Genomic DNA, 24,895 nt, shown 5'->3' on the forward strand with positions numbered 1-24,895 from the left:
TATGACCACATCAACCGATCGCATCGAAAAGCAGATTCTGCTGAAGGCGCCGCGCTCGCGCGTCTGGGGCGCGTTGTCCAACGCCGAGGAATTCGGCGCATGGTTCGGCGTGAATTTCAGCGGCAAGCAGTTCGTCGCCGGCCAGTCCGTGCAAGGCAATATCACCTATCCGGGCTACGAGCATCTCGTCATGGACGTGACGGTGGAACGGATCGAGCCGGAATATCACCTGTCGTGGCGCTGGCATCCGGCCGCGGTCGACGTGTCGGTCGACTATTCGGTCGAGCCCACCACGCTGGTGGTGTTCGAACTGACCGAGGTCGACTCGGGCACCTTGCTGCGCGTCGTCGAATCGGGCTTCGATCAGATTCCCGCCGCGCGCCGCGACGAGGCGTTTCGTATGAATAGCGGCGGCTGGGAGCAACAGCTAGTCAATATCGAAAAGCATGTCGCCGCGGGTTAAGACGGCCGCCGCCAGGGCGGCCATGACGAAGACGAACGCGAACGCGAATGCCAAGGCGAACGCCAAGGCGGTGAAGTCGAAAACGGCGAGCCTGAAGGCCGCCATGCTGAAAAGCGCCGCGCCCATTTTCGCGGCGCTCGGCGACGAGACGCGCCTGCGCCTGATCGCCGTGTTGTGCGCGGGCAGCGCGATGTCGATCGCGCAACTCACCGCCGGAACCGACATCACCCGGCAGTCCGTCACGCAGCACTTGCAGGTGCTCGCCAACGCGGGCCTCGTGCGCGACGTCAAGGTCGGCCGTGAACGCCTGTGGGCGTTCGAGCCGGCTCATCTCGACGAAGCGCGGCGCGCGCTCGAAGCGATCTCGCGGCAATGGGATCATGCGTTGCTGAGCCTGAAGGCGGCAGTGGAAGAGTAGAGGCGTCCTCGCCGCCCCGCGCCTCGCGCCACGCCATTGCGTGCCGTTGGTGCGATGTCGAACAGAGCTATCAGGGTGCAGTCATTAGCCTTCAGAAGTAGTAGACGAAGGCTCCTCAAGAGCTTGCCCAGGCAGCGCCGGGCAGGACTCGTCCGATTGGGGTTTTCCGTCGACGCAACGAATCATGCGAGGCGTGTCCCGGCGAGGATGGCGCGCGCTTGAAGGGGGAGCTTCTGATGGATCGCATGGATCTGGTCGGCGCCTCGTCGGGCGTCGCATCGCGCCTATCGTTCCATGAGATCCAGCCCGATCGCGCCGCGACCTCGCAGATGACGGCATTCACGCGCGCGCTCGAACGCCACACCGGGCGCAGCTTCGCGGACTATCAGGCGCTGCACGATTTCTCGGTGCGCGACTATCGGACCTTCTGGTCATTCCTGCTGCGGTGGTCGGAAGATATCGACTGGTCGGGCAGCGCCGAGCCGGCCTGCATCGGCGACGAATGCGAGCACGCGCGTTTCTTTCCACACGTGCGTGTCAATTATGCGGACGCCTTGCTGAACCTGGCGGTCGCGCCGGCGCACATGCCCGCGCTCACCGTCTGTCACGCGAACGGCCCCACGCTGCACCTGAGTCGCGGCGAATTGCGCGAGCGCGTGGCGCGGCTGGCCGACGCGCTGTCGGCGCTGGGCCTGGGCGAGGGCGACCGGGTGATCGGCGTGCTGCGCAACGACGCCGACGCGGTCGTGACCGCGCTGGCCGTCACCGCGCTGGGCGCGACGCTGTCCACCGTCGCGCCGGAAATGAGCGCCGAGACCATGCTCGAACGTTTCCAGCCGCTCGAACCGCGTTTCATGTTCGCGCACACCGCTGCGCAGCCGTTCGACATCGGCGTGCCGGTGGAGGCGAACGTCGCCGTGCTGGCCGCAGCCTTGCCGTCGCTGCAACATATCGTCGTGCTGGACGGCGGCAGCTTGCCGGACAGGGTTAAGCCCACCGTGCATGCGATGGCCGACCTGATCGCGAACGGCGACGCCGCGCGCTTCGTGTGGCGGCAGTTCCCGTTCAATGAGCCGCTTTTCATCATGTTTTCGTCGGGTACCACCGGCAAGCCCAAATGCATCGTGCACGGCGCCGGCGGCACGCTGCTGCAGCATCTGAAGGAACACCGCCTGCATAGCGATCTGCGGCCCGGCGAGCGGCTCTTCTTTCACACCAGTTGCGCGTGGATGATGTGGAACTGGCAGTTGTCGGCGCTCGCGTCGGGCGTGGAGATCGTGACTTACGACGGTCCGATTTCCACGGTCGACACGCTGTGGCGGCTCGTCGCCGACGAGCGCGCCACCGTGTTCGGCACGAGCCCGGCGTACCTGAAAATGAGCGAGGAGGCCGGGCTCGTCCCCGGCAAGCAGTTCGATCTGGGCGCGTTGCGGGCGATGCTGTCGACGGGCGCGGTGCTGTACGACGCGCAATTCGCGTGGGTGCGCGATCACGTCAAGCCCCTGCCGCTGCAATCGATCTCGGGCGGCACGGACATTCTCGGCTGCTTCGTGCTGGGCAATCCGACGCTGCCCGTGTACGCGGGCGAGGCGCAATGCCGGAGCCTCGGGCTCGACGTTCAGGCATGGGAGCAGGGCAAGCGCACGGACGGCGTCGGCCAGTTGGTCTGCGCGAACCCGTTCCCGTCCCGTCCGCTCGGTTTCTTCGGCGACACCGACGGCGCGCGCTTTCACGCGGCCTATTTCGCCGACAACCCCGGCGTGTGGACGCACGGCGACCTGATCGAGGTATCGCGCGAAGGCTCCGTGCGCCTGCACGGCCGCTCGGATGGCTTGCTGAACGTGCGCGGCATCAACGTCGGTCCCGGTGAGATTTATCGCATCCTCAACGACATTCCCGAGATTCACGAGTCGATGGTCGTGCAGCAGCATGCGCGCGTCGCGCTGGCGGACGGTTCGAGCGCCGTGGCGAGCGAACCACGCGTGGTGTTGTTGCTGGTGTTGCGCGACGGTTGCGTGCTGAACGGCGCCCTGGCCGCGCGGGTGCGGCACGACCTCGCGCGGCGCGCGTCGCCCGCGCACGTGCCGGACCGCATCCTCGCCGTGGCCGAGTTGCCGGTCACGCACAACGGCAAGCTGTCCGAGGCGTCGGTGCGCAATGCGGTCAACGGCTTGCCCGCCGGCAATGCGGCCGCGCTGCGCAACCCGGCCTGCCTCGACGCGATTCGCCATCATCCCGCGTTGCACCTCGCCACGCGCGAGATTCCGCCGCCGGGCGAGACGCTCGAATCGCTGGAAAAGCATGTGCAGGCGCATTGGGAGCGGCTGTTCGAGTTCGCGCCGATCGGCCGCGACGACAACTTCTTCGAGCTTGGCGGCCATTCGTTGCTCGCCGCGCGAATGCTCGCGGAGATCCATCAGACCACGGGCCGCGCGATGCCGCTGGCGACGCTGATGATCGCCCCGACGATCGCGCGCCTCGCCGCCGCCCTCGACGAAAGCGCGCGGCAACCCGCGTCGTCGCCGATCCTGCTGCAAGTGCGCGCCGGCGAGGGCACGCCGATTTTTCTGGCGCACAGCGTGAGCGGTTCGGTGATGGAGTGTTTGACGCTGGTGAATGCGCTGCACAGCCGGCGTCCGGTGTATGGCTTGCAGGCGCACGGTCTGGACGGGGAACAGCCGATGCACCGACGCGTCGAGGACATGGCCGCGAGCTACGTCGAGCAGATGCGCCGCGTGCAGCCGAGCGGACCCTACGCGATCGCGGGTTTCTCATTCGGCGGACTGGTGGCGTTCGAGATTGCGCAGCAGCTATCGCGCGCGGGCGAGCGGATCGAACTGCTGTGCTTGCTGGATACCTACGTGCACGAGCATTTTCTGCCGCTGCACGTGCGCTTGCGGCACCACTGGCGCATGGCCGGCGGGCAGTTGCGCGAACTGCGCGCGGTGCCGGCCGCCCGGCTGCCCGGTTATCTGGCCGGCAAGCTGGTGCACGCGACCGACCGGATACGCCGCCGCACCGGGCGCAGCGCGCGCCGCCCGGACCCCTTCATCGCGAGCTTGCCGCCGACGTTGCGGCGCATCCGCGAAACGATGGGCACGGCGATGCGGACGTATCGCCCTCGTCCCTATGAGGCCGGGCCGATTCTTTATCTGCGCGCGGCGATTGCGGAGCGGGAGCGGGGCGACCCGATGCCGTTATGGCGCAGCATCGCGCGCGGCGGTCTGGTGGTCGCCGAGGTGTCGGGCGGACACGGCGACATGATCGTGGAGCCGAACGTGCAGCGAGCCGCGGCCGTTCTGGATGAACGGCTGGCGAGCGCGTGAAGAGGGATCAATCGGCGATGCGCTTGTCCGCGAGGGCGCTCTGGCAGTCCGCCAACACCTGGCGGACCAGCCGGGCTTGCGGATCGAGTTCGTCGGTGTCGAGAATTTCCTCGACCGCGTCGCGCGCCCACTCCGCGTCCACGAACCTTGCGTGGCGCCGCGCGATTTCGAGCGCCAGCGCCGACAGCCTCGCGATGCTCAGCCAGTCCGCCTCCCGCGAGCGGCGGTCGAGCCACTTGTGGGCGGCCTGCACGTGGAACGCCGCGTCGGGCCAGTCTTCATTCAGGTAGTAGGCGCCGAGGCTCCCGCATGTGAGCCAGCACAACAGCTCCAAACGGTCACGTGGACTCAGATGATGGCGTACATCACTCATGGCGACGCTCGCTGCTGTAATTTGCATTCCGGTGAGGGCGGCGGGCGCCGTCCTGCGCTTGTATCCAACAATATCACGCAGAATTCACGCCCGGCAATTCGTGACGTACCCTGGCTGTTGCGCTGCGGAAAACTCGAAACGACGAGGGCAAGGCGCGCTCACGAGAAATCGGTCGAGCGTGACAGCGCTTCCCACGTCCCGATCTCCGCGCTCAGCGCCGCCAGCTTCGCCGTGACCAACTCGACGGCGTCGTTGCCGAGCAGCAGATGCACGGGTGGATTGGGCGCCGCCACGATCTCCAGCAGCGCTTGCGCGGCTTTGCGCGGATTGCCCGCCTGCTTGCCGCTTTTCGCCTCGCGCGCCGCGCGGACCGGGTCGAAGAGGGCGTCGTAATCGGCGATACTCCGGCCCGCGCGGACCATCGAGCGTCCGGCCCAATCCGTGCGGAACGAGCCGGGTGCAACCGCCGTGACCTTGACGCCGAAGCTCGCGACCTCTTTCGCCAGCGTCTCGGAGATGCCTTCGAGCGCGAACTTGCTGCCGCAGTAGTACGCGATGCCCGGCATCGTGATGAAGCCGCCCATCGACGTGATATTGACGATATGGCCCGAGCGGCGCTCGCGCATGCCGGGCAGCACGGCCTTGATCATCGCCACCGCGCCGAACACGTTGACGTCGAATTGACGGCGCAAATCGTCGAGCGGCGACTCTTCCAAGGTGCCTTCGTGCCCGTATCCCGCGTTGTTGACGAGCACGTCGAGCGCGCCGACGGTTTCGGCGAGCGTCGCGACGGCGGGGGCGATCGCGTCGAAATCCGTCACGTCGAGAACGATCGCGTGCGCGCGCCCGGGCGCGAGCGCCTCGAACGCGTCCCGCGCCGCGCGATTCCGTACCGTGCCGGCGACCGTATGACCCGCATCGAGCGCCGCTTGCGCGAACGCGTGGCCGAAACCGGAACTGACGCCGGTGATCAGAAACGTTTTGCTCATGGTGTTGCACTCCTTTATTTCAGGTGGTGTGAAGGCGCTTTCGGGCGAAAACGCATGGCGTCGGCGGAACCCGGGCCGAGGCTGAATGGTAGGCGCGCCGGCGGCGCACGCGAATGCCGGTTCGTCTGCGGTGCTTGCCTGATCGTATGAGTGCATGGATTTTTCGGCGCGCCGGTGGCACGCTAGCGGCACGTTCCAATCCGGCTCGCAATCAGGCGCAATCAGGCGCACTCCTCGCGCTCCTCAGACGTGATGCTCAAACACAATGATCCGGCGCGGCAACGCATGGTGGCGTTGCTCGAAAGGCTCGCGCCGCTCGAAGGCTACAACCTCACGGCGCTGCCCGACGTGCGCTTTCTGCGCTCGAACCGGCCGCTTCGCCGCACGCCCGTTCTCTACGACCCCGGCATCGTGATCGTCTGCCAGGGGCGCAAGCGGGGCTTTCTGGGCGACACGGTCTATGTGTACGACGCACAGCACTACCTGGCCGTCTCGGTGCCGGTGCCGTTTTCGATGGAAACCGAGGCGAGCGAGGCCGAGCCCTTGCTCGCCATCTATTTCCGGCTCGATTTCCAGGTCGCGGCCGAGTTGATGCTGCAACTCGGCGACAGGGCAGCCGGCGCGCCGGCCAAGCCGCGCGGCATGATGTCGACGCCGCTCGATGCGAGGCTGAGCGCCTCGGTGCTGCGTTTTCTCGAAGCGATGAGCGTGCCGCTGGAAGCCGAATTGCTCGGCCCCGCGCTGGTGCGCGAAATCTACTTTCATGTGCTGACCGGCGAGCAGGGCGGATCGATGCGCGCCGCGCTCACCGCGCAGGGGCAATTCGCGAGAATCGCCAAGGTCATCCGCAAGATTCACGCGTGCTATCGCGAACCGCTCGACGTGGAGCAACTGGCGCTGGCGGCGAACATGAGCGTGCCCACGTTTCATTCGCACTTCAAGGCGGTGACGCGCACTTCGCCGATGCAATATCTGAAGTCGACGCGGCTTCATCAGGCGCGTCTTCTGATGGTGAGGAACGAGATGACAGCGGCGCTCGCATGCGTCCAGGTGGGATACGAAAGCGCCTCGCAGTTCAGCCGCGAGTTCAAGCGTTTGTTCGGGCGCAGTCCGGTGGAAGAGGCGCAGCGGATGCGCAGGAGCTTCGCCGTTCCGCCGCCCGCGCCGGGCACGATCTTCGTGGCGTCGCATTGATGCGTCGCTGCCTGGGCGCGACGGGGCGAGGTGGCGCGTCGTTTCGTTCGCTGTTTCGTTCGCTGTTTCGTCATTCCGTTGTTTGGCTCGGCCGGGAATGCGGGTTGCTGCTCGATGTCGTTGTCCGCTTAAACGCGAGCGAAGGAGAATCGCCATGCAGGAAGTCCACACTCATCGCGGCTTCGTCGTCACGGTGCTGGCCGAGGACGATCCGGCCGGCGGCTCGTCGGTCACCACGCGCATCGAACCCGGCAAGGAGCATCCACTTCCCGACGACGGCACCGACTGGAGCGCGCCGCACCTTGCGCGCTCGCCGTATCGCGGCGCCGCCGCGATCGGCGCCGCGTTCGACGAGGCGCGCCGGCAAATCGACGCGGCGCTCGGCGACCCGGACCCGATCGAGGACTAGCTCATCGTTCGACGTTATCGTTCGACGCCGCCGCGCGCGAAACCCGCGCGGCGAACTGGCCTGGTGCGCAGCCAACCCACTGCCCCTGTGCGTTTTCGCAGGCAGGCGCTACGCTACGAGTCCCATGCTGCAAATACTCGGCAAGACCTCATCCATCAATGTCCGCAAAATCCTGTGGACCTGCGCGGAGCTCGGGCTTCCATTCGAACAGGAAGACTGGGGCTCGGGCTTTCGTGCGACCCATGTTTCCGAATTTCTCGCGCTCAATCCCAACGGCATGGTTCCCGTCATCAAGGACGGCGAGTTCGTGCTGTGGGAATCCAATTCGATCATCCGTTATCTGGCGGGCCGCTATCACGGCGAGGCGCTTTATCCGGCCGATCCTTGTGAGCGCGCGAAGTGCGATCAATGGATCGACTGGCAGGCAAGCGAACTGAACCGCTCATGGAGCTACGCGTTTCTCGCGATGGTGCGGCGTTCTCCGGCTCATCAGGATTCGCGGGAAATCGATGTGTCGTGGGCCAACTGGACGCGTCATATGGCGATCGTCGAGCGGCAACTCGAATTCACCGGCGCGTTCATCGCGGGGCCGTCGTTCTCGCTCGCCGATATTCCGATTGCGCTGTCGGTTAACCGCTGGCTCGAAACGCCATTGCGGCACGACGATTTTCGCGCTGTCGCGGCGTACATGGAGCGGCTCGCCACGCGCGAGGGTTTTCGCGAGTATTGCCGGAACGGCACGCCCTGAGCCGCGGATTCGAACCTGCAAACGGTATAAGGGCCGCACGCACAGCGCGCGGCGCGGCGGGCTGCGGCTTTGTCCCGCGTCCATTCGTATTCGCGGCAAGCCACCGATCATCGTTAAGGTTGCGCGCGCGCCGGACCCGCGCTCGGCTTTTAGAATACGAGCCATCGTTCACATTGACGCCTCGTTTTGCTCATGCCCAAATCACCCGCCGCGCAGCGGCTGAAGCCCCGCAAGTCTCCGGTTCAACAGCGTTCGGCGCGCACCGTCGAAGCCGTGCTCGAAGCGGCGGCCCGCATTCTCGAAACGCGCGGGCTGGCCGCCTGCACGACGAACGCGATCGCGGAGCGTGCCGGCGTCAGCATCGGTTCGCTCTATCAATACTTTCCGAATCGCGATGCGCTGACGGTCGCGCTGATCGAGCGCGAAACCGCGCAACTGGTGGCGGATATCGAGGCGGCGTCGCGGGTGGAGCATTCGCGCGACAGCGTGCTGGCGATGGTGCGCGCGTCGGTCGCGCACCAGATGCGCCGGCCGGTGCTCGCGCGTCTGATCGATTTCGAGGAGCGCCGCTTGCCGCTCGGGGAGCGCGAAGCGCGGCTGGCCGACCTGATTCAGGCGGCGCTCGTCGGCGCGCTCACGGTGAAGCCCGGTGCGCCCGAACTGGACGATGCGAGCCTGGTGGCGCGCGATCTGCTGGCGATCGTGCGCGGCATGATCGACGCCGCGGGCGAGCGTGACGAACGCGACGCCGCGGCGCTGGAAGCACGCGTGATGCGCGCGGTGGACGGCTACGTGGCGCAGTCGCGCAGGGTGAACTAGCGCGCCGCGTGTGCCTGGGTGCGCCGCGCATCACCTTACATTTGCACGAGCTTTGGAATCGGCACGTCGGGATTCACATCGGCGTCATAGTCCACGCCCGCGATCTCGAATCCGAACAGACGCAGAAAATCGGTCTTGTAGCCGCTGAAGTCGGTGAGCTGGTAGATGTTGTCGCTCGTCACCTGGCCCCACAGTTCCTGAACGCGCGCTTGCACCTCGGGATCGAGCTCCTTGTCATCCGCGCGCAGACGGCCTTCTTCATCGATGCGCGGCGCGTCGCCGTACATGCTGTCCCTGTACAGACCGTAGACCTGCTCGATGCAGCCTTCGTGCGTGCCTTTCTCCTTCATCACCTTGAAGAGCAGCGACAGATACAGCGGCATCATCGGAATCGCGGAGCTGGCCTGCGTGACCACCGCCTTGAGCACCGAGACGCGCGCGTCGCCGCCGCTGGCCGCCAGTTTCTCGCGGATGCCGAGCACCTTCTGGTCGAGATCCTTCTTGGCGGCGCCGATCGAGCCGTTCCAGTAGATGTCGTGCGTGATCTTTTCGCCGAGATAGGTGAACGCGGTGGTCTGCGCGCCGTCGGCGAGCACGCCGGCCTCGAGCAGCGCGTCGATCCACATCTGCCAGTCCTCGCCGCCCATCACCGCGACGGTGTTGTCGATCTCGGCTTGCGTGGCGGGTTCGAGAACCGTTTCCTTGACGACTTCCTTGTCGGTGTCGATGCCGCGCAGCGCGACCGCCTTGCCGACCGGCTTCAGCGTGGAGCTGAACACCTCGCCGGTTTTCGGATGCGTGCGCTTGGGCGCGGCGAGGCTGTAGACGACCAGATCGACCTGGCCGAGATCGCGCTTGATGATTTCGATGGTGCGCGCCTTGACCGCGTCGGAGAACGCGTCGCCGTTGATGCTCGTCGCGTACAGGCCTTGCGCGTGGGCGAATTTCTCGAAGGCGGCGGTGTTGTACCAGCCCGCCGTGCCCGGTTTGGTTTCGCTGCCGGCGCGCTCGAAGAACACGCCGAGGGTGGCGGCGTCCGAACCGAACGCGGCGCTGATGCGCGCGGCGAGGCCGTAGCCGGTGGACGCGCCGATCACGAGCACCTTCTTCGGCCCGTTGACGATGGCGCCGCGTGCCTTGACGTAGTCGATCTGCTCCTTGACGTTGGCTTCGCAGCCGGCCGGATGAGTAGATACGCAAATGAAGCCACGCACGCGCGGTTTGATGATCATGAAGCACCTCTTGTCGGAATTGGCGACATTATAGTGGGCCTCGATTTTTGCCGGCGCGGCGCTTGGGCGGGCACGCCAGGGGTCACAGGGATCGACGCAAGAATCGGCGCAAAAATCGGCTGGCGGCTCGCATCTTGGTAGGATTCAGCCTTTCCAAGCAGACGGTAAGCCAGTGTGACGCGCCTGATCAACCGATTCCTACAGACCCTCGACAAAGGGCTGACCCTCGCGAACCCGCTGGTCGCCGGGGCCTGGTGGCATATGCGGCATCCCACCCGCCGCGGCGTGGCAAGGGCTTGCGCCGCGCTTCCGGTGCTGCTGCTTCTCTACGTGCTGATCCTGATTCCGTTCACGCCGGGCATCGGCGACATCCGCAAGGCGAAGAGCGAGCAGCCCGCGCAAATCCTGTCGGCGGACGGCAAGCTGCTGGCCGAATTCAAGCCGTCGAACCGCGAGTGGGTCAAGCTCAAGGACATCTCGCCGAATGTGGTGAACGCGCTGATCGCGACCGAAGACCATCGCTTCTACCAGCATTTCGGGCTCGACTGGCGGCGCACGGCCTCGGCCGCGCTGCATACGTTTTCCGGCGACCGCCAGGGCGGCTCGACCATCACGCAGCAACTCGCGCGCAATCTCTATCCCGACGAAATCGGCCGCGCGCCGACGCTGACCCGCAAGCTCAAGGAAGCGATCACGGCGTTCAAGATCGAGGCGCTCTACACCAAGGACGAAATCCTCGAAACCTACCTGAATACCGTGCCGTTTCTCTACAACGCCTACGGCATCGAGATGGCCGCGCGGACTTACTTCGACAAATCGGCCTCGGAACTGAACGTGCTGGAAAGCGCGACGCTTGCCGGCATGCTCAAGGGCAACAGCTACTACAACCCGGTGCTGAACCCCGAGCGCGCCTTGCAGCGGCGCAACACGGTGCTCGCGCAAATGGTCAAGTACGGCAAGCTCACGCCCGCCGCCTACGAGACGCTCAAGCGCCGCGCGCTGCGCATCGATTTCGAGCGGCAGACCGAGCCGCCCGGACCCGCGCCGCATTTCGCGCAGCAATTGCGCAAGTGGCTCGCGGCCTGGGCCGATCGCAACGACTACAACATCTATTCCGATGGGCTGGTGGTGCGCACCACCATCGATTCGCGCTTGCAGACCATGGCGACCCAGGCGGTGATTCTGCAGGGCAACCAGTTGCAGGGCATCGCGAACTCGGCGTGGGGCACGCGCGCCGGTTGCGCGAACGGCCGGGACCTGTTGCCAACGTTCCTGCGCGAAACGCCCGAGTATCGCGCCGCGAAAGACGCGGGCATGACCGACGAGGACGCGCTGAAGCGCCTTTCGTCCGACCATCACCTCGTGCAGGCGCTGTGCGAGAGCAAAACCCGCGTGCAGGCCGACTTTCTCGCGATGGACCCGCGCAACGGCCAGATCAAGGCGTGGGTCGGCAGCCGCGACTTCAGCCAGGATCCGTTCGATCACGTTCAGCAGGCGCGGCGTCAGCCGGGATCGACCTTCAAGCCGTTCGTCTACGCCGCGGCCTTCGAAAGCGGCGCGAAGCCGACCGACACGCTGCCCGACAAGCCCGTCGAAATCGCGCTGGCCGGCGGCGAAATCTGGCGTCCGAGCGACGAGGACGAACCGAGCGAACGCGCCATCAGCCTGCGCGACGGCCTCGCTTTTTCGCGCAACCGCATCACCGCGCAACTGATGGAGACGGTCGGTCCGACCAAGGTCGCGAGACTGGCGCGCGCGATGGGCGTGCGCGACAGCACGCTCGATCCGGTGCCGTCGCTCGCGCTCGGCACGAGCCCCGTCACGCTGAAGGAAATGGTGTCGGCCTACGGCACGATCGCCAATTTGGGCGGCTACGTGGAGCCGGTGATGGTCACGCGCATCGAGGATCGCAACGGCGAGGTGCTGGCCGAGTTCGCGCCCGCGCCGCCCAGACAGGAACTGTCCGGCGACGCCGCGCGCACGCTCGTCGACGTGATGCGCGACGTCGTGAGCCGCGGCACGGGGTCGAGCATTCGCAGCCGCTTCGGCGTGCGCGGCGACGTCGCGGGCAAGACGGGCACGACCCAGGGCAATGCGGACGGCTGGTTCATCCTGATTCATCCGCAACTCGTGGCGGGCGCGTGGGTCGGGTTCAACGACAGCCGCGTGACCTTGCGCAGCGACTACTGGGGGCAGGGGGCGCATAGCGCGCTGCCGATCGTCGGCGATTTCTTCCAGCGCGCGCAGCGCTCGAAGCTGGTCGATACCCGCGTGAAGTTCGAGACCGAGCAGGAGCCAGGCTGGTTTGCCGAGCGCACCGACCGGCTGCGGGCGTGGTTCGAGCATCTGTTCGCGGCGTCGCCGGGTCAGAGCGAGGCGCCGCTGGTGCGGCGCGAGCCGGCGCGCCGTGCGCCTGGCGGGTCTGCGGCGAGTGCTGCGTTGGGTGTGTCCGGTGCTTCGGCGGCGTCCGGCGCGTTGGGTGCATCCGGTGCATCCGGTACATTGGCTGAGCCGCGCGAAGTGCCGCAACCGCCGCTGCTTTCCGCGCCGGCATCCGCGCCGAGGTTCGCGAGCGGGGCGGTCGATGGCGAGGTGCGTGGCGGCGGCGAACCGGCATTGGCGCCGACGCCCACGCCGGACGACGTGACCCCGCCCGATGCGGGCAGCCCGGCCAATGCGCTGCCGGCTGCGCCGGCAAGCGCCGGTGGTGCGCCGTGAGGTGAGACGACGCCTCGGACCGTTGCCGCAGTTGCCGATGAACGTAGCTCATGCGGCTCCGCGTCTTCGACTCGATCTACGGCATTGAAGGGCGACAGATGATGGGTCTGTCGCCCCCCATACCTTCATACCCGGCTTCTGACAGCGAGCGCCTTAAAGGCCGCGGCGTTCTTCCATTCAGGGTGCATGGCCGGCTCCGCGCGCAACGCGGGTGGCGCGGGCGCGGCATCGACCGTGGTTTTCGGGGTGACGTTCGAGCCGGGCGCCTTGCAACCCGCGGCGCCCAGTGCGACGAGTGCGACGACTGCAACGCACAGCGCACTCGCCGCAACCGGACTCGCGGCGTATTTCAAACGGTTCAACGGGTAGTTCGCTCGCATGGCGACCTCCACTTTGATCATTCGATTCTATACCCGCGTGTCCCACACGACAGGCGACGCGCGCGCGATCCGACAGCGCTACGCCGACGATTGTTCAGTCGAGCGCAACAGTGTTTTCGGAGGGCGGGGCTGATCTCTCGCGCACGATTGGCGATAATTTCGAAACGAAAATCGGCTAATAGCGCAGGTGATACATGTTCAACGTTTTCTCAGCCCGCATGCCCGACAAGGACGGTGCAGCGGGCGGGCTCCGAGGGCGAAACCCGTTCTCCGACCGCTTGCGCAACCTCATGATGGCTGTGGCACTGGGCGCTTCGCTCGCGGGATGCGCGTCCGCCACCGACGTGGTCGCCACCGACAAACCCGGCACCTATACGGTGGCCGCGAGCGCGACGGGCGGGCGGATGGCCTGGGCCCGCGCGCACGAGCACGCAGTGAGCGAGGCGCGCGACTACTGCGAGCGTCGCGGCATGCAGAGCCGTGTCATGAACGAAACGGTGAGCGGCGTGGAAGTAATGACCACGCACGCGTCCTCAGTGAATTTCGAATGTCATCCGAAGTTCTAGCGCTGTCGCCCGGCGCTCGTCGTTGGGCGTTCACTTCTTGTCGAACGTGACGAGGTTCTTGTCCTTCGTGTCGGCCACGAAGATCGCCAGCAGCTTCGCCGGTTCCGTATCGCTCGCGTTCTCGCTGACCGTGTGATGCGCGCCGGGCTTCTCGGTCCACGATTCGCCCGCGTGAAAGACGCGCTCCTCGCCGTTATCGATGCGGCTGCGAATCGCGCCCGAGAGCACATAAGCAACCACGAAAGCCTGTCCATGCCGATGCGGCGCGGACTTGCCGCCCGGCACATATTCGACCACCAGCGCCGTCATCGTCTTGCCGGGGACGTTCGCAATCGCCTCGGCGAAAGCGGGCGTGACCGTTTCCCGCGTGGCGGGCGCATCGGCGGCGAAGGCGGGCTGCACGCTCGCCGCGAGCGAAAGAGCGGCAAGCGCGGCAGCCGCGATCAGTGTGGGTCGTTTCATCGTGTGACTCCTGGACAAGCTTGGGCGAGCGTCGTGATTTCCTGTCGGTGCGCCGGCGCTCACTCGGGCAGCTTGCGGAAGCCGATCGCGAAACGGTTCCACGCGTTGATCGCCGAAATCAGCAGCGTCAGGTCGACCAGTTCCTCGTCGCTGAAATGCGGGCGCACGGCTTGCCATACCGCATCGGGCACGTGCTCATGCGAAACCAGCGTGAGCGCTTCGGTCCATTCGAGCGCCGCGCGTTCGCGATCCGTGAAGAACGGCGTTTCGCGCCACACCACGACGGTCGCGAGACGCCGTTCGCTTTCGCCGCCCTTGCGGGCGTCCGTGGTGTGCATGTCGACGCAATAGGCGCAGCCGTTGATCTGCGACGCGCGCAGACGGACCAGTTCGGTCAGCGATTTTTCGAGCGCCGATTTGCCCACCTGCTGTTCGACGCCCATCAGCGCCTTGATCGCGGCGGGGTTGGCTTTGTAGAAGTCGAGGCGTTGTTCCATGATTCACTCCTTGGGTCGGTTGGACGCATTCAGTGATGCGGTGAGTGAAGATTAGGCCCGCAGGTGGATTTATGAAATGACCGATTCCGGCGATTTTCAGGTAACCACTTGCCCTGAATTTCACGCCTGGCAGGAAGCGCGAACGATCGTGCGCGTCGCGGCTCGTCTCTCCTTTTTCGGTCAATTGCCTTTGCCTAATCGCAATGCATGCATTAACCGCATGCATCCCGCGAACTACGTTCTATAGTTGCTTAGCGAGCGTTGCCTGGCGAGAACCGAGCGCGGCACAGCGGCCAGATCGCCGGCTTCGACGCTTCGTGCGAGCTTTTCGAACGACAAAGACAAAACCAAATCTGGAGACCTGAAATGAACGCGTCTATCGACCGGCAGCGCAAACGCTGCGCCGTGATTGCAAGCGCATTTCTGCTGGCCTCGTGCGGCGATTCGCTCGACTCGAACACGAGTGTTCCCGATCCGATCACGCAGGTGATGCAAAAATCCGCGTACAAGAATGCAACGTGGTCGATGCAGGCGGTCGATCTCGATTCCGGGCGCGTGATCTACGATCTCAACTCCAGTTCGCAGATGTTCATCGCGTCGGTGCGCAAGGTCTTTTCGACCGGCAACGCGCTCAACGCGCTCGGCGCACAGCACCAGTTCGTGACGCCGGTCTATCGGCAGGGCACGGTCGCCGCGGACGGCACGCTCAACGGCAATCTGATTCTGGTGGCAAGCGGCGATCTGACGATGGGCGGCCGCGCAAACGCCGACGGCACGATCGCGCTGACCAGTTTCGACCACAACGAAGCCAACGCGCTGGGCAATGCGGTGCTGTCCGCGCCCGATCCGCTCGCCGGGTACAACTCGCTGGCGGCACAGGTGGCCGCCGCGGGCATCAAGACGATCAACGGCGATGTCGTGATCGACGACCGGCTCTTCCAGCCGTTCAACTTTCGCGACGAGTTCGAGGTGCGGCCGATCTTCGTCAACGACGACGTCGTCGATGTCTCGTTCAATCAGAGTGCGGAAGGCGCGGTCCTGCCGTTCGACTACCGTCCGAAATCGGCGGCGTTCACCGTGCAATCGACGCTGAAGACCGGCGGTGCGGCGTCGGCGCTCGACATCGAACTCGCTCCTGAGCTGCCGCCGTGCATCGGCTCGGCGAATTGCGTGGGCACGGTGAGCGGAACGGTGCCGGCGGACTTCGTGCCGCCTCTGACGGACGCGTATCCGTTGATCCGCACATTCCGCGTGACCCAGCCGTCCAACTACGCGCGCACGATTTTCATCGAGGCGCTGACGCGCGCGGGCGTGACGGTGACGGCCGCGCCCGTCGCGGCCAACCCCGCGCAGTTGCTGCCCGCGCAAGCGTCGTATGCGAGCGCGCAGCAGGTCGCGCGACTGGTGTCCGCGCCGTTCGTGCAGGACGTCCGGTACGTGAATAAAGTCAGCTACAACATCGGCGCCGACGTGAGCCTGATGCTGTTCGGCCTCGCGAAGAACGGCTCGACGACGATGGCCGCTTCGCTCGCGGCGGAGCAGAGCGAGCTGTCGTCGACATTCGGCATTTCGCCGAGCCAGTATCACTTCATCGACGGAAGCGGCGGCGGCGACACGACCGCGAACGGCATCGCCGTCGTCGCGATGCTGCGCGGCATGCGCTCGAAGCCCGACTTCGCGGCCTATGTGGATTCGATGCCCGCGCTGGGCGTCGACGGATCGCTCACGACGATCACGAACTTCGAAGCCGACGCGACGCTGGCCGGCGCGAAAGGCCAGGTGCACGCGAAGACGGGCACCTACGTCGGCGTGAACGCGTCCGCGCCGACGACGCCGATCCTGAAAGGCCAGTCGCTCGCCGGTTATATCGACGCGAAGAGCGGCCGTCGGATCGTGTTCTTTCTGACGGTGAACAATGTGCCGATCACGGGCATCCCGGACATTCTGACCGTCTTCCAGGACCAGGGCACGATCGCGGCGCTGCTGTGGAAGCTGCAATGACGCTTTACGTTGCTTGCCCGTTCAGTATTTCGCATAGACGATGCCGAGAATCCGCGCTTCGTCGTCGAACACCTCCAACGTGTCGGTGAGCGCGGCGACGGGACCGGCGTTGTTGACGAAGAGCGCATAGGCGAGGCGGCGTCCGCTTTTCGCGTCGATGTAGCCCGCCATGTTCATCGCGATCATCTGGCCGTTGGAGACGGTCGCGCCGCTCTTCACGAGAATATGCTGCTTGCCTTCCACATCGTTGCCGATGGCCGCGAGGGAACCGTCGACGCCGAGAATCGGCAGGGCGTTCCGATACGCCGCCTGGATCGGCCGGCGGCTCATCGTGGTCAGCAGCGTCGCCGTCGTGCGGGCCGTCGCGCGGCTGTCGGGCGTGCCGCTGCCATTGCTCGGAAAGTCGAAGCCCGCACCGTCGAGGCCGAGCGTGCCCGTCAGATACTTGCGCTCGGTGGAGAGCGCGTCACCCACGGTTCTGACGCCTTGCGCAAGACCCTGATACATCAGGCTCAGGTTCGCGCCCGTGTTCAGGCTCACCTTCAGAATCAGTTTCGATAACTCCGAATAGGGTAGGGACGTGAAGCTCGCGACCTGTGTGGCGGCCGAGTAGGTTTGCGCCGACGGCAAACGGGCCGACGCGTTGCGCTGCACGGCGGGCGCCGACACCGTCACGCCGGCCCGCGCCAATGCATCGATGAATGCGGTGCGGGCAAAGGAAGGCGGGTCCTCGACGCGCAGATTGCTCACGCACAGAGGGTTGCCGACGAGCGGCGACACGTAGCCGAGAGAAATCGACGCCGGCGAGCCGAGGCCGGCCTCGCCCGACACGGTTGCCGTGCAGCCGGGCGCAGCCAGACAACTGAGCGGCCCTGCATCGAACGCGTCGCCGGATACGACGATGTCCGCCGCGCCCATTGCGCCGCCCCCGCTTTGCGCCGCCGTCGTGATGGTGGTGCCCTGCAGGGTCATCGCGCTGGTGCGTGGCCGCCAGTCCAGCGCGCCGGGCTGTCCCGCGCTCGCGCCCGGAGCCAGCGTCACGTCGATCAGATTTTCGTTGACGAGTATCGGCGAGATCAGCACGTTGCCGTTCGGCACGCGAAACGCATCGAACAGACGGTCATCGACGATGACATCGCCGCTGACGGCCGTGATGCCGGACGCTCGAACCTGCGCGGCCAAATCGTTCAGCGCGGTCAGCGGATCTTCGGGCGTCAGGATTGCGCCGTTAAAGCCGCGCGCCTCGTTGTGGTCGAAGTCGGTGAAATCGATGGTGCCGTCGGGTTTTTGCCGTCCGCCGAACGTCAGGTCGCCGGACGCTTTGAGGATCAGGTCGCCGGTCAGCTTGCCGGACGCGTCGAGCGTGCCGTTCCGGTAGACGGGCGTTTGAAAGCGATGGTCCGCGCCGAGCAGGTCTAGCGCCGTGCCCACCGAGTACAGCTTGCGCACCGAGCCCGTCAGGAACAGGGTGTCCGGTTGCAACGAGTCGAGCACCTGGCCCGTGCTCGCGTCCATGACCACCATCGACCATTGTGATTTCGCGCTCGTGTAGCGCGGCTTGTTCATGATCTGCGCGATGGGATCGACCGGAGGAACGACCGAAAGGTCGCTGCCGCAACCGGCGACGAGCGCGCAGGCGACCACCAACGCCAGAATTGGCGGGAACTGTGCGCGCATGGGTATTCCTGTCGATCGTGATGGGGAAGCTTCAGCTTAGGATGGTGGTGGGGGAATGGAAAGCGTGGGGCGTGGGGGTGGGTGCGGTGGGGCACGGAGGGGGGCGGGTTCTTCGACCAAGGTCGATTTTCGAGTGCAGCAACGTGCGTTATTCGAAAATTAGAAATAACTTAAAAATAGCGAGTTTTACACTGACCTTATGCGGGATGCATGCTTAGTCGCGAGAAAATAAATGCCATTTAAAACGCAAACAATATCAACTCTATAGTCGATCCATCTGAAGTTTTGTAGAATCGCGCGATCGCGGCATGGCTTGGTCAGCTAAAAAAGACGAGGTGATATGGGTGCGCAGGACATAATCGGGGCAATCACTGGCGGACTCATCCAGAGTGATCGCCTGCTGAAGCTGGATACTGCATTGGGAAATAATGTCCTCGTGCCCCAGCGGGTTGCCGGTCATTCGCGAATCGGCCGCCATTTCGAATTCACCGTTGACGTCGTTTCCACATCAGACACTGTTGAACTCAAAACGCTGATCGCCCAGCCTGTCACGCTCTGGGTCCAGCAGACTGACAGGTCCTATCTGCCTCGGCACGGCTATGTTCACACCGTCCGCCGTCTCGGGTCGGATACCGGCCTCACGAGCTATCAGATCGGCTTTGCATCGTGGATGCACTTTCTGCGCTTTCGCAAGGATGCGCGGATCTGGCAGGACAGGCCGGCCGATGAAATCCTGACTGATGTATTCAACATGCACCCGCAGGCGCAGGGGGCATTCCGGTTTGCCCTGAGCAGGCTCCTGCCGTCGCGCTCCTTCTGCGTGCAATACGAGGACGACTGGAATTTCGTCCACCGGCTGATGGAGAGCGAAGGGCTGTTCGGCTACTTCGACCACGCCGGCGACGGCAAATCGCATACCGTTGTCGTCACAGACAACCTCGATACATTCCAGCCGCTTTCGCCCCGGACCGTCAGGTTCTATCGCGCGGGCACGAATAGCGAAACCGATGCACTGGTTCAATGGTCGGGCACACGAACACTTCAAAGCACAACACTTACGACGCGCACGTTTGATTACAAGGCACCGGCTTCGTCAGCCAACCCGAAAGGCACAAACATCCCGACACTTCCCACGCAGGGAAACCTGCCCCAGCAAGCCGAGGTCTATGAGTACACGGGCGCTTACACCTACGGTAGCCAGGACCGGGGCGATACCCTTTCAAAAATCCGCATGGAAGAATGGGAATCGCGGGCGAAGCGTTTTTACGGTTCCGGCGGTGTGCGAGGTACGGATGCCGGTCGCTGGTTTGAACTGGATGACCACCCCGATCACGCCACGGATAGCGGGCAGAACCGGCAATTCGCCGTTATCGAGGCCGCATGGTTCATTGAAAACAATCTGCCGGTGTCCAGTCGGGCCGCCGATTTCCCGCATAGCCTGAAGGGCGACCTTGCGACGGTCAGAGCGAGTCACGCCACTGACGAGTCATTGAAGGTCAGACACGCCGATGGCAGCGAAGGCTTCTTCCTCGTTGAAATCGAGGCGCAACGCAAGATCGTGCCGTACCGTAGTCCGTTTGAACATCACAAGCAGAAGATGCACTTGCAGTCGGCAATTGTCGTCGGTCCGGCTAACGAAGAGGTCTATACCGACCAGCTCAATCGCATCAAGGTGCGCTTTCACTGGGACCGGCTCAATGACGGCGACGAAACAGCATCCTGCTGGGTGCGGGTTGCCATGTCCGATACCGGTGGCGGATACGGTGGCGTGCATGTGCCACGTATCGGCGAAGAAGTGTTAATCAGCTGGGTTGACGGCGATTGCGACAGGCCGCTGGTCACGGGCCGCGTCTATAACGGCGCGACACAACCGCACTGGCATTCCAATGGGCTGCTCTCTGGCTACAAGTCCAGGGAATATCAGGGCAGCGGCTACAACCAGATGGTGATGGATGACTCGACGGGCCAGAACCGCGTTCATCTATATTCGACGAGCACCAATGCACATTTGCATCTGGGTTACCTGATCGACCAGAGCGGCAACTCACGTGGACCATACCTCGGCAGCGGCTTCGATCTGAAGTCCGACGCTTACGGTGCAGTGCGTGCCGGTCAGGGTCTGTATGTCACGACCTATCCGGCAACCAGCCAGCCGCTCGATGCACGGCAAACCACCTCGCAACTGGTGAATGCCGAAAGCGTGCTGGAATCGATGTCCGACGCCAGCACCGCGCACCAGGCGGAAAGTCTCAGGGACGGCTACGACTCGCTGAAGTCTTTCACCGACGCGACACGGAACAACGTGTCGGGTTCATCGTCAGGCGGGAACACCGCGGGCGGTGGAACAGGAAGCGCAAATGCGTTCGGAGAACCGCTCATGCTGTTCGGCAGCCCTTCGGGCATCGCCCTGTCCACGCAGCAGTCCGTGCACATCGCCAGCAACGCACAGACCAACCTCGTGAGCGGACAGAGCACGCACATTGCAACCGGCAAGTCGCTAGTTGCAAGCGTTGCGGAAAAGCTCAGCTTGTTCGTGCAGAACGGTGGGATGAAGCTGTTTGCGGCTAAGGGCAAGGTCGAAGTGCAGGCGCACTCGGACAACATTGAGATTACTGCGCGGAAGACGTTGAAAATTTTGTCTTCGACCGAGCGGATCGAAATTGCGTCGGCAACGGGCATCCTGTTGACGAGCGGTGGCGGCTATATCCGCCTCAAGGACGGCAACATCGAGATTCATTCCCCCGGTGTGGTCGACATCAAGGGGGCCGCGCATATGTTTGCGGGTCCGGCGCAGATGCGCACCAACCTGGGCGCGTTCAAACAATCAGACGGACCGTACGACGAGAAGTTTGTGTTCAAGGATGAGCTCGGGCGTCCCATGCCCAGCATGGCCCATCTGCTCGAAATGCGCAGCGATCAGTTGGAGAACGTCACCGATCAGGACGGCGCGGTTTCGCGCATGTTCACGAGCAATCCGGAGAAGATCTCCGCGTTTCTGCATTTTCCCAATATCACGAGCGGTACTGACTCGCTCAGCTAAACGGTGCAAGAGGGGATTCATGGCTAATGATTCGGTCGTCAACGACGGCGAAGGTACGGCCTATCTGAAGGGCAGGCAGGTTGGCCAGGGCACCACCAATCAGATGCCGGACTCATGCGTCGATTGCACGATAAAGTGCGAGGATCTCTGGTCTGTCGCGCAAATGAAAAACATCAGCTTCGAAGCGGAGAGTGGCCGTTTCATCGAAGACGCAATGCGTCGCGCGAAGCGCACTGCCGGTAACTATGCGCAACTTTTCCTCGCCGACGAAGGCACGGACAAGGCAGGACGTTTCTACTGGCCCGGTCTCGCCGCGTTTGCCGCGAAAGAGGTCGTGGCGGGGATGGATCTTGCGATGCAGTTCATGTCGGTGCAGAAACCTCAGGCGGCGCTCGGTATGGCGCGCGATTCGGCACGCGTGACGTTCTACTATCTTGCGAAGGGCAATCTCTGGGTCTTTCTCGAAGTGACCACGTGGCACCTCTTCTACCGGGACTACGGCAAGGAACTGTTCGAACACTGCAAGGAAAAGCGCGACGTCGGCACATATGATCCGGCGGTCAAGAAAATTATTCAGGGCCTGCCTTGGGCGAGCGGCCCGAACAATGGATTGATCGAAGCGCTGCGCAAGAAAATCGTCGTTTTCGGTGCGGCCGAAATCATGGACGGATCGGCGCTCACAGAAATGAATCAATGCAAGCTTACCCCGTATCTGAACAATGGCTTTGGCCTGCTGGCGCAATATGAAGCATCGAGTGCCAAGGGCCGGCCCCCGCTTGCCCGCTCCGCAGCATGGCAATTTCTGCTACACGAGCAGACGCTTCATTTGCAGAAGATGGTGTATGACCACAAGGAGTTCCGCGATGCCATCGATATGAACGATTTCGGTCGGTTGCCCGTGTTACGTTCGTTGTCGGGAGCGAAGGACCCCACGGTGTTTTTCAATGCCTCGGCAGACGTTACGCCAAGCATCGAAGAAACGGAATTGAAGCCGTATGGCCTGCAAACGGATGACATCAGGGTGACAATGGACACTGGCAAGCTTTATGACACGACCGACCGGATGGGCTACGTCACGAAGATCCTGAACAAATACCATTACCTGATGACGTCACCGCGATATCGACCGTACATGATCGAGCAGATTCGAACAATCGGCGGGTGGGAGGATGCTTAAGCGACGGATCGCGACGATAGCCGCATGCGCCGTTATTGCATTGGGTTCGACCCACACGTGGTCTGCAAAAGGCGAAGCAACGAACGTTCAGCAAGGAAAACATGTGATGCAGGCAAACCTCTCCTTCGGATTAGGCGAGAACAGCGACGAGATCATGCGCAAGTCCGCCGTGCCGATCAGGAAATCAACGGTGTCCACGGCTTTGATGTACGACGCGAGCCGTATCGCGACTGGCGTCGAACCGGTCTTTGAGTTCAAGGATGACCGGTATGGCGTGCTCTTTCCGCAGGCAACTAGCATCGAATTCATGTCGGACTCGGAGGAAGGCGCGCGCGTGCGCAATATCGAGGTGACCTTCAAGGTTCCTGCACCACCGCACGACATCAAGCATCAGGCGGCGCTGAGTGCGTACGACGACGCGATCTATCGCTATGTCATGGATGTCATCGCGCGTATCAACCGGGCCGGCTGGAAGCGCTTCATCGCAGCGGATTCGCCGCGGCTCGGCGGACTGGACACGTATGTTTTCGACACACCCGTGAGCGGCCAGAAATATTCCCCGCCGCCTGGCATCGACTATGCGGACCCGACCTACCCGCTGACGCTCGAGCAATGGACACATCTAAGGGCAGGAGGCACGGTCATTTGGAGCTGGCACGTCGACAATATGTTTATCGATCTGCAATATACGAAAGACTTCCGTGCGGCAGACGCGCCACTGGTGGTTGGCGATCAGCTGAGCGCAACGATCAGGACCGACGAAACGTGGCTCGACGCGTTCGGCAAGGATGGCGATGTCACGCCCGACGCCTTGCGTGCTCGCTACCGCAGTGCGCTACCGGAAATGCTGGCGACCCGCAGAAAGGCGGAGACGATGGCACGTGCTCAGGGCGCCACGATTCTCGATCATTGGAATGAGGCCGTTATCTCCGGCGTTCCTGTTCACCAATGACCGGCGATCCGTTACCCGATATTGCCCGATGGTAAGCCGATTGATTTTTCGCATGCCTGCAACATCGGCAGAGGTATTTGAGGCGTTCCACAATCACGACACGCGTCTGCGCTGGGACACCTTGCTGAAGCAGGCAACGCTGGACGGTGGCCATCGTTATCCGCACGTTGGCGCCGTTTCTATCAACGTCGGACGTGGATGGAGGGGGGTGTTCTGTTTGCGTACGCGTTTTATTGCCTACGATCCACCACAACTCGCCGCGGCGACGATCGACCAACCTGTAGGCATTTTCAATGAGTGGAGTGCGTCGATACGCCATCGCGATCGCGACGACGGTACATCGGATCTCATTTACACCTTTAAACTGGGCTTACGCCCGCGATGGTTCCATCGGCTTTGCGTGGACGCAGTGACTGCGATCTTCGAGGAAGAAACACGACGACGTTTCGAGTCGCTAGCCGCCTTTCTCCGGCAATAGGTCTCATCATCTTGATGAGCCTATCGGATTTTTGAATTGGTCGCGAAATGCTCACGGGTCGCAGGCGGCGGTGTTCATGTCGATGAGGCTCCTGCATGTTTGCGAGCGTGGGTTTTTTCAGAGACCTAGATCGCTGAGTCCGGGGTAATCGTCCGGCCGGCGTCCGAGCGGCCAGAAAAACTTGCGGTCGCTCTCCCTGATCGGCAGATCGTTGATGCACGCATAGCGGTGATGCATGAGTCCATCGGCGCCGAACTCCCAGTTCTCGTTGCCGTACGAGCGATACCAGTTCTGCGCGTCGTCGTGCCATTCGTAGGCGAAGCGCACTGCGATGCGCTCGCCGCCATACGCCCACAATTCCTTGATGAGCCGATAGTCGAGTTTGCGTTGCCATTTGCGGGTCAAGAGGGCGACGATCGCCGGGCGCCCCGTTGCGAATTCGGCGCGGTTGCGCCATACGCTGTCCACGCTGTAGGCGAGCGACACTGTCTCGGGATTGCGCGAGTTATAGCCATCCTCGGCGAGACGCACTTTCTCGATGGCGGTTTCGAGCGAAAACGGCGGAAAGGGCGGTCGCGCCGCGTTGACGCGCCTTTCGACGCTGATCGAATGCCGGACGCTGCTCGTCATGCAGCCGGGGCGCTCGCTGTCCGAGAACTGCAAGGAGTTTCTCAAGTTCCTGCGGCTGCAACTGCAGCAGGAAAGCACGCAGATAGAAGCCGTTCTGGATCTGCGGCACGATGGGCAGCCGGGACAACCTGCGCGGTCGGGCAAGGCGACGAATGCGCCGGCGTCGGCCGTTCGCTGACGCTCACGCCGCGTTTCAGCGTGAAGGTTTATCGTGCGCTTCCGTGTGCGAACGGGTCTGCGGCGCGCGCACATCTGAACTTGGCTGGAACACGACATTCTCATATTGCTGCTACATTGTTTGTCGAGGCCATTTCAAGATGTCGTGGCGGCGGCTAAATACAAATGT

23 protein-coding genes are annotated in these 24,895 nt (G+C 63.7%); 15 read left to right on the top strand and 8 right to left on the bottom strand.

What is annotated here, in order from left to right; all coding sequences use genetic code 11:
• Position 1 precedes the first annotated feature (1 nt).
• The 3 genes from CUJ90_RS08735 (at position 2) to CUJ90_RS08745 (ending at position 4,207) form a co-directional block, all read left to right on the top strand.
• Positions 2-463: an SRPBCC family protein gene (locus tag CUJ90_RS08735; RefSeq protein ID WP_114162437.1), complete on the top strand. Its 462-nt coding sequence runs from the start codon at positions 2-4 to the stop codon at positions 461-463.
• Between the two features lie 103 nt (positions 464-566).
• A complete protein-coding gene (locus tag CUJ90_RS08740; protein ID WP_073432588.1) occupies positions 567-881 on the top strand; it encodes an ArsR/SmtB family transcription factor in 315 nt (104 codons plus the stop codon).
• Positions 882-1,117: 236 nt separating this feature from the next.
• Positions 1,118-4,207 carry an acetoacetate--CoA ligase gene (locus CUJ90_RS08745; protein WP_114162438.1) on the top strand — a complete coding sequence of 1,030 codons (3,090 nt, stop codon included), beginning with the start codon at positions 1,118-1,120 and terminating at the stop codon, positions 4,205-4,207.
• Positions 4,208-4,214: 7 nt separating this feature from the next.
• Here the strand turns inward: CUJ90_RS08745 and CUJ90_RS08750 are convergent, their stop codons facing one another.
• Together CUJ90_RS08750 and CUJ90_RS08755 are read right to left on the bottom strand one after the other, a co-directional pair.
• A complete protein-coding gene (locus tag CUJ90_RS08750; RefSeq protein ID WP_073432579.1) occupies positions 4,215-4,580 on the bottom strand; it encodes a hypothetical protein in 366 nt (121 codons plus the stop codon).
• Between the two features lie 158 nt (positions 4,581-4,738).
• A complete protein-coding gene (locus CUJ90_RS08755; protein WP_114162439.1) occupies positions 4,739-5,569 on the bottom strand; it encodes an oxidoreductase in 831 nt (276 codons plus the stop codon).
• Between the two features lie 249 nt (positions 5,570-5,818).
• Between CUJ90_RS08755 and CUJ90_RS08760 the strand changes: the two genes are divergently transcribed.
• The 4 genes from CUJ90_RS08760 (at position 5,819) to CUJ90_RS08775 (ending at position 8,739) form a co-directional block, all read left to right on the top strand.
• Positions 5,819-6,763, top strand: coding sequence for an AraC family transcriptional regulator (locus tag CUJ90_RS08760; protein ID WP_114162440.1), 945 nt, complete (start codon positions 5,819-5,821; stop codon positions 6,761-6,763).
• A 154-nt stretch (positions 6,764-6,917) separates the two neighbouring features.
• Entirely contained in the window at positions 6,918-7,172 is a 255-nt protein-coding gene (locus CUJ90_RS08765) for a hypothetical protein (RefSeq protein WP_073432577.1), read from the top strand.
• A 124-nt stretch (positions 7,173-7,296) separates the two neighbouring features.
• Entirely contained in the window at positions 7,297-7,920 is a 624-nt protein-coding gene (locus tag CUJ90_RS08770) for a glutathione S-transferase family protein (protein WP_114162441.1), read from the top strand.
• Between the two features lie 192 nt (positions 7,921-8,112).
• Positions 8,113-8,739: a TetR/AcrR family transcriptional regulator gene (locus CUJ90_RS08775; RefSeq protein WP_083083739.1), complete on the top strand. Its 627-nt coding sequence runs from the start codon at positions 8,113-8,115 to the stop codon at positions 8,737-8,739.
• 35 nt (positions 8,740-8,774) lie between these two features.
• Here CUJ90_RS08775 and fabV read toward each other — a convergent pair whose 3' ends face one another.
• A complete protein-coding gene (gene fabV, locus CUJ90_RS08780; protein WP_114162442.1) occupies positions 8,775-9,971 on the bottom strand; it encodes an enoyl-ACP reductase FabV in 1,197 nt (398 codons plus the stop codon).
• Positions 9,972-10,145: 174 nt separating this feature from the next.
• Here fabV and CUJ90_RS08785 point away from each other — a divergent pair, with 174 nt between their 5' ends.
• A complete protein-coding gene (locus CUJ90_RS08785; protein WP_114162443.1) occupies positions 10,146-12,689 on the top strand; it encodes a penicillin-binding protein 1A in 2,544 nt (847 codons plus the stop codon).
• 125 nt (positions 12,690-12,814) lie between these two features.
• On the opposite strand, the gene CUJ90_RS08790 is transcribed toward CUJ90_RS08785, so the two are convergent.
• Positions 12,815-13,069: a hypothetical protein gene (locus CUJ90_RS08790; protein ID WP_152035337.1), complete on the bottom strand. Its 255-nt coding sequence runs from the start codon at positions 13,067-13,069 to the stop codon at positions 12,815-12,817.
• Between the two features lie 290 nt (positions 13,070-13,359).
• On the opposite strand from CUJ90_RS08790, the gene CUJ90_RS08795 reads away from it, so the two are divergent.
• A complete protein-coding gene (locus CUJ90_RS08795) occupies positions 13,360-13,635 on the top strand; it encodes a hypothetical protein (protein ID WP_143326608.1) in 276 nt (91 codons plus the stop codon).
• 30 nt (positions 13,636-13,665) lie between these two features.
• Here the strand turns inward: CUJ90_RS08795 and CUJ90_RS08800 are convergent, their stop codons facing one another.
• Together CUJ90_RS08800 and CUJ90_RS08805 are read right to left on the bottom strand one after the other, a co-directional pair.
• On the bottom strand, positions 13,666-14,097 hold the full coding sequence (locus CUJ90_RS08800) for a cupin domain-containing protein (RefSeq protein WP_114162445.1): 432 nt from the start codon (positions 14,095-14,097) through the stop codon (positions 13,666-13,668).
• Between the two features lie 59 nt (positions 14,098-14,156).
• Positions 14,157-14,594 carry a carboxymuconolactone decarboxylase family protein gene (locus tag CUJ90_RS08805; protein WP_073432570.1) on the bottom strand — a complete coding sequence of 146 codons (438 nt, stop codon included), beginning with the start codon at positions 14,592-14,594 and terminating at the stop codon, positions 14,157-14,159.
• 366 nt (positions 14,595-14,960) lie between these two features.
• Between CUJ90_RS08805 and CUJ90_RS08810 the strand changes: the two genes are divergently transcribed.
• Positions 14,961-16,595, top strand: coding sequence for a D-alanyl-D-alanine carboxypeptidase/D-alanyl-D-alanine-endopeptidase (locus CUJ90_RS08810; protein ID WP_114162446.1), 1,635 nt, complete (start codon positions 14,961-14,963; stop codon positions 16,593-16,595).
• 21 nt (positions 16,596-16,616) lie between these two features.
• On the opposite strand, the gene CUJ90_RS08815 is transcribed toward CUJ90_RS08810, so the two are convergent.
• On the bottom strand, positions 16,617-18,272 hold the full coding sequence (locus CUJ90_RS08815; protein WP_114162447.1) for a D-alanyl-D-alanine carboxypeptidase/D-alanyl-D-alanine-endopeptidase: 1,656 nt from the start codon (positions 18,270-18,272) through the stop codon (positions 16,617-16,619).
• 340 nt (positions 18,273-18,612) lie between these two features.
• Here CUJ90_RS08815 and CUJ90_RS08820 point away from each other — a divergent pair, with 340 nt between their 5' ends.
• The 4 genes from CUJ90_RS08820 to CUJ90_RS08835 all read left to right on the top strand — a co-directional run bounded on the left by CUJ90_RS08820 (position 18,613) and on the right by CUJ90_RS08835 (position 23,919).
• Positions 18,613-21,312: a type VI secretion system Vgr family protein gene (locus tag CUJ90_RS08820; protein WP_114162448.1), complete on the top strand. Its 2,700-nt coding sequence runs from the start codon at positions 18,613-18,615 to the stop codon at positions 21,310-21,312.
• Positions 21,313-21,331: 19 nt separating this feature from the next.
• A complete protein-coding gene (locus tag CUJ90_RS08825; RefSeq protein ID WP_114162449.1) occupies positions 21,332-22,489 on the top strand; it encodes a DUF2515 family protein in 1,158 nt (385 codons plus the stop codon).
• Between the two features lie 106 nt (positions 22,490-22,595).
• A complete protein-coding gene (locus tag CUJ90_RS08830) occupies positions 22,596-23,441 on the top strand; it encodes a hypothetical protein (RefSeq protein ID WP_114162450.1) in 846 nt (281 codons plus the stop codon).
• A 52-nt stretch (positions 23,442-23,493) separates the two neighbouring features.
• Positions 23,494-23,919: an SRPBCC family protein gene (locus CUJ90_RS08835; protein ID WP_227470724.1), complete on the top strand. Its 426-nt coding sequence runs from the start codon at positions 23,494-23,496 to the stop codon at positions 23,917-23,919.
• A gap of 117 nt (positions 23,920-24,036) precedes the next feature.
• Here CUJ90_RS08835 and CUJ90_RS08840 read toward each other — a convergent pair whose 3' ends face one another.
• Positions 24,037-24,549 (bottom strand): nuclear transport factor 2 family protein, encoded by a 513-nt coding sequence (locus CUJ90_RS08840; protein WP_114162451.1) that lies wholly within the window; start codon positions 24,547-24,549, stop codon positions 24,037-24,039.
• On the opposite strand from CUJ90_RS08840, the gene CUJ90_RS08845 reads away from it, so the two are divergent.
• Complete coding sequence (locus CUJ90_RS08845; RefSeq protein WP_114162452.1) at positions 24,548-24,727, top strand: hypothetical protein; 180 nt, start codon at positions 24,548-24,550, stop codon at positions 24,725-24,727. The genes CUJ90_RS08840 and CUJ90_RS08845 overlap by 2 nt on opposite strands.
• The last annotated feature ends 168 nt before the right edge of the window (positions 24,728-24,895 follow it).

This window comes from Paraburkholderia terricola, from assembly GCF_003330825.1.
GTDB lineage: Bacteria > Pseudomonadota > Gammaproteobacteria > Burkholderiales > Burkholderiaceae > Paraburkholderia > Paraburkholderia terricola.

Bases quoted from the DNA above. Each gene is read 5' to 3' on its own strand.
- CUJ90_RS08735 (WP_114162437.1), top strand. From the start codon at position 2: ATGACCACATCAACCGATCGCATCGAAAAGCAGATTCTGCTGAAGGCG.
- CUJ90_RS08740 (WP_073432588.1), top strand. From the start codon at position 567: ATGCTGAAAAGCGCCGCGCCCATTTTCGCGGCGCTCGGCGACGAGACG.
- CUJ90_RS08745 (WP_114162438.1), top strand. From the start codon at position 1,118: ATGGATCGCATGGATCTGGTCGGCGCCTCGTCGGGCGTCGCATCGCGC.
- CUJ90_RS08750 (WP_073432579.1), bottom strand. From the start codon at position 4,580: ATGAGTGATGTACGCCATCATCTGAGTCCACGTGACCGTTTGGAGCTG.
- CUJ90_RS08755 (WP_114162439.1), bottom strand. From the start codon at position 5,569: ATGAGCAAAACGTTTCTGATCACCGGCGTCAGTTCCGGTTTCGGCCAC.
- CUJ90_RS08765 (WP_073432577.1), top strand. From the start codon at position 6,918: ATGCAGGAAGTCCACACTCATCGCGGCTTCGTCGTCACGGTGCTGGCC.
- CUJ90_RS08770 (WP_114162441.1), top strand. From the start codon at position 7,297: ATGCTGCAAATACTCGGCAAGACCTCATCCATCAATGTCCGCAAAATC.
- CUJ90_RS08775 (WP_083083739.1), top strand. From the start codon at position 8,113: ATGCCCAAATCACCCGCCGCGCAGCGGCTGAAGCCCCGCAAGTCTCCG.
- fabV (WP_114162442.1), bottom strand. From the start codon at position 9,971: ATGATCATCAAACCGCGCGTGCGTGGCTTCATTTGCGTATCTACTCAT.
- CUJ90_RS08790 (WP_152035337.1), bottom strand. From the start codon at position 13,069: ATGCGAGCGAACTACCCGTTGAACCGTTTGAAATACGCCGCGAGTCCG.
- CUJ90_RS08795 (WP_143326608.1), top strand. From the start codon at position 13,360: ATGATGGCTGTGGCACTGGGCGCTTCGCTCGCGGGATGCGCGTCCGCC.
- CUJ90_RS08800 (WP_114162445.1), bottom strand. From the start codon at position 14,097: ATGAAACGACCCACACTGATCGCGGCTGCCGCGCTTGCCGCTCTTTCG.
- CUJ90_RS08805 (WP_073432570.1), bottom strand. From the start codon at position 14,594: ATGGAACAACGCCTCGACTTCTACAAAGCCAACCCCGCCGCGATCAAG.
- CUJ90_RS08810 (WP_114162446.1), top strand. From the start codon at position 14,961: ATGAACGCGTCTATCGACCGGCAGCGCAAACGCTGCGCCGTGATTGCA.
- CUJ90_RS08815 (WP_114162447.1), bottom strand. From the start codon at position 18,272: ATGCGCGCACAGTTCCCGCCAATTCTGGCGTTGGTGGTCGCCTGCGCG.
- CUJ90_RS08820 (WP_114162448.1), top strand. From the start codon at position 18,613: ATGGGTGCGCAGGACATAATCGGGGCAATCACTGGCGGACTCATCCAG.
- CUJ90_RS08825 (WP_114162449.1), top strand. From the start codon at position 21,332: ATGGCTAATGATTCGGTCGTCAACGACGGCGAAGGTACGGCCTATCTG.
- CUJ90_RS08830 (WP_114162450.1), top strand. From the start codon at position 22,596: ATGCAGGCAAACCTCTCCTTCGGATTAGGCGAGAACAGCGACGAGATC.
- CUJ90_RS08835 (WP_227470724.1), top strand. From the start codon at position 23,494: ATGCCTGCAACATCGGCAGAGGTATTTGAGGCGTTCCACAATCACGAC.
- CUJ90_RS08845 (WP_114162452.1), top strand. From the start codon at position 24,548: ATGCAGCCGGGGCGCTCGCTGTCCGAGAACTGCAAGGAGTTTCTCAAG.
- CUJ90_RS08840 (WP_114162451.1), bottom strand. From the start codon at position 24,549: ATGACGAGCAGCGTCCGGCATTCGATCAGCGTCGAAAGGCGCGTCAAC.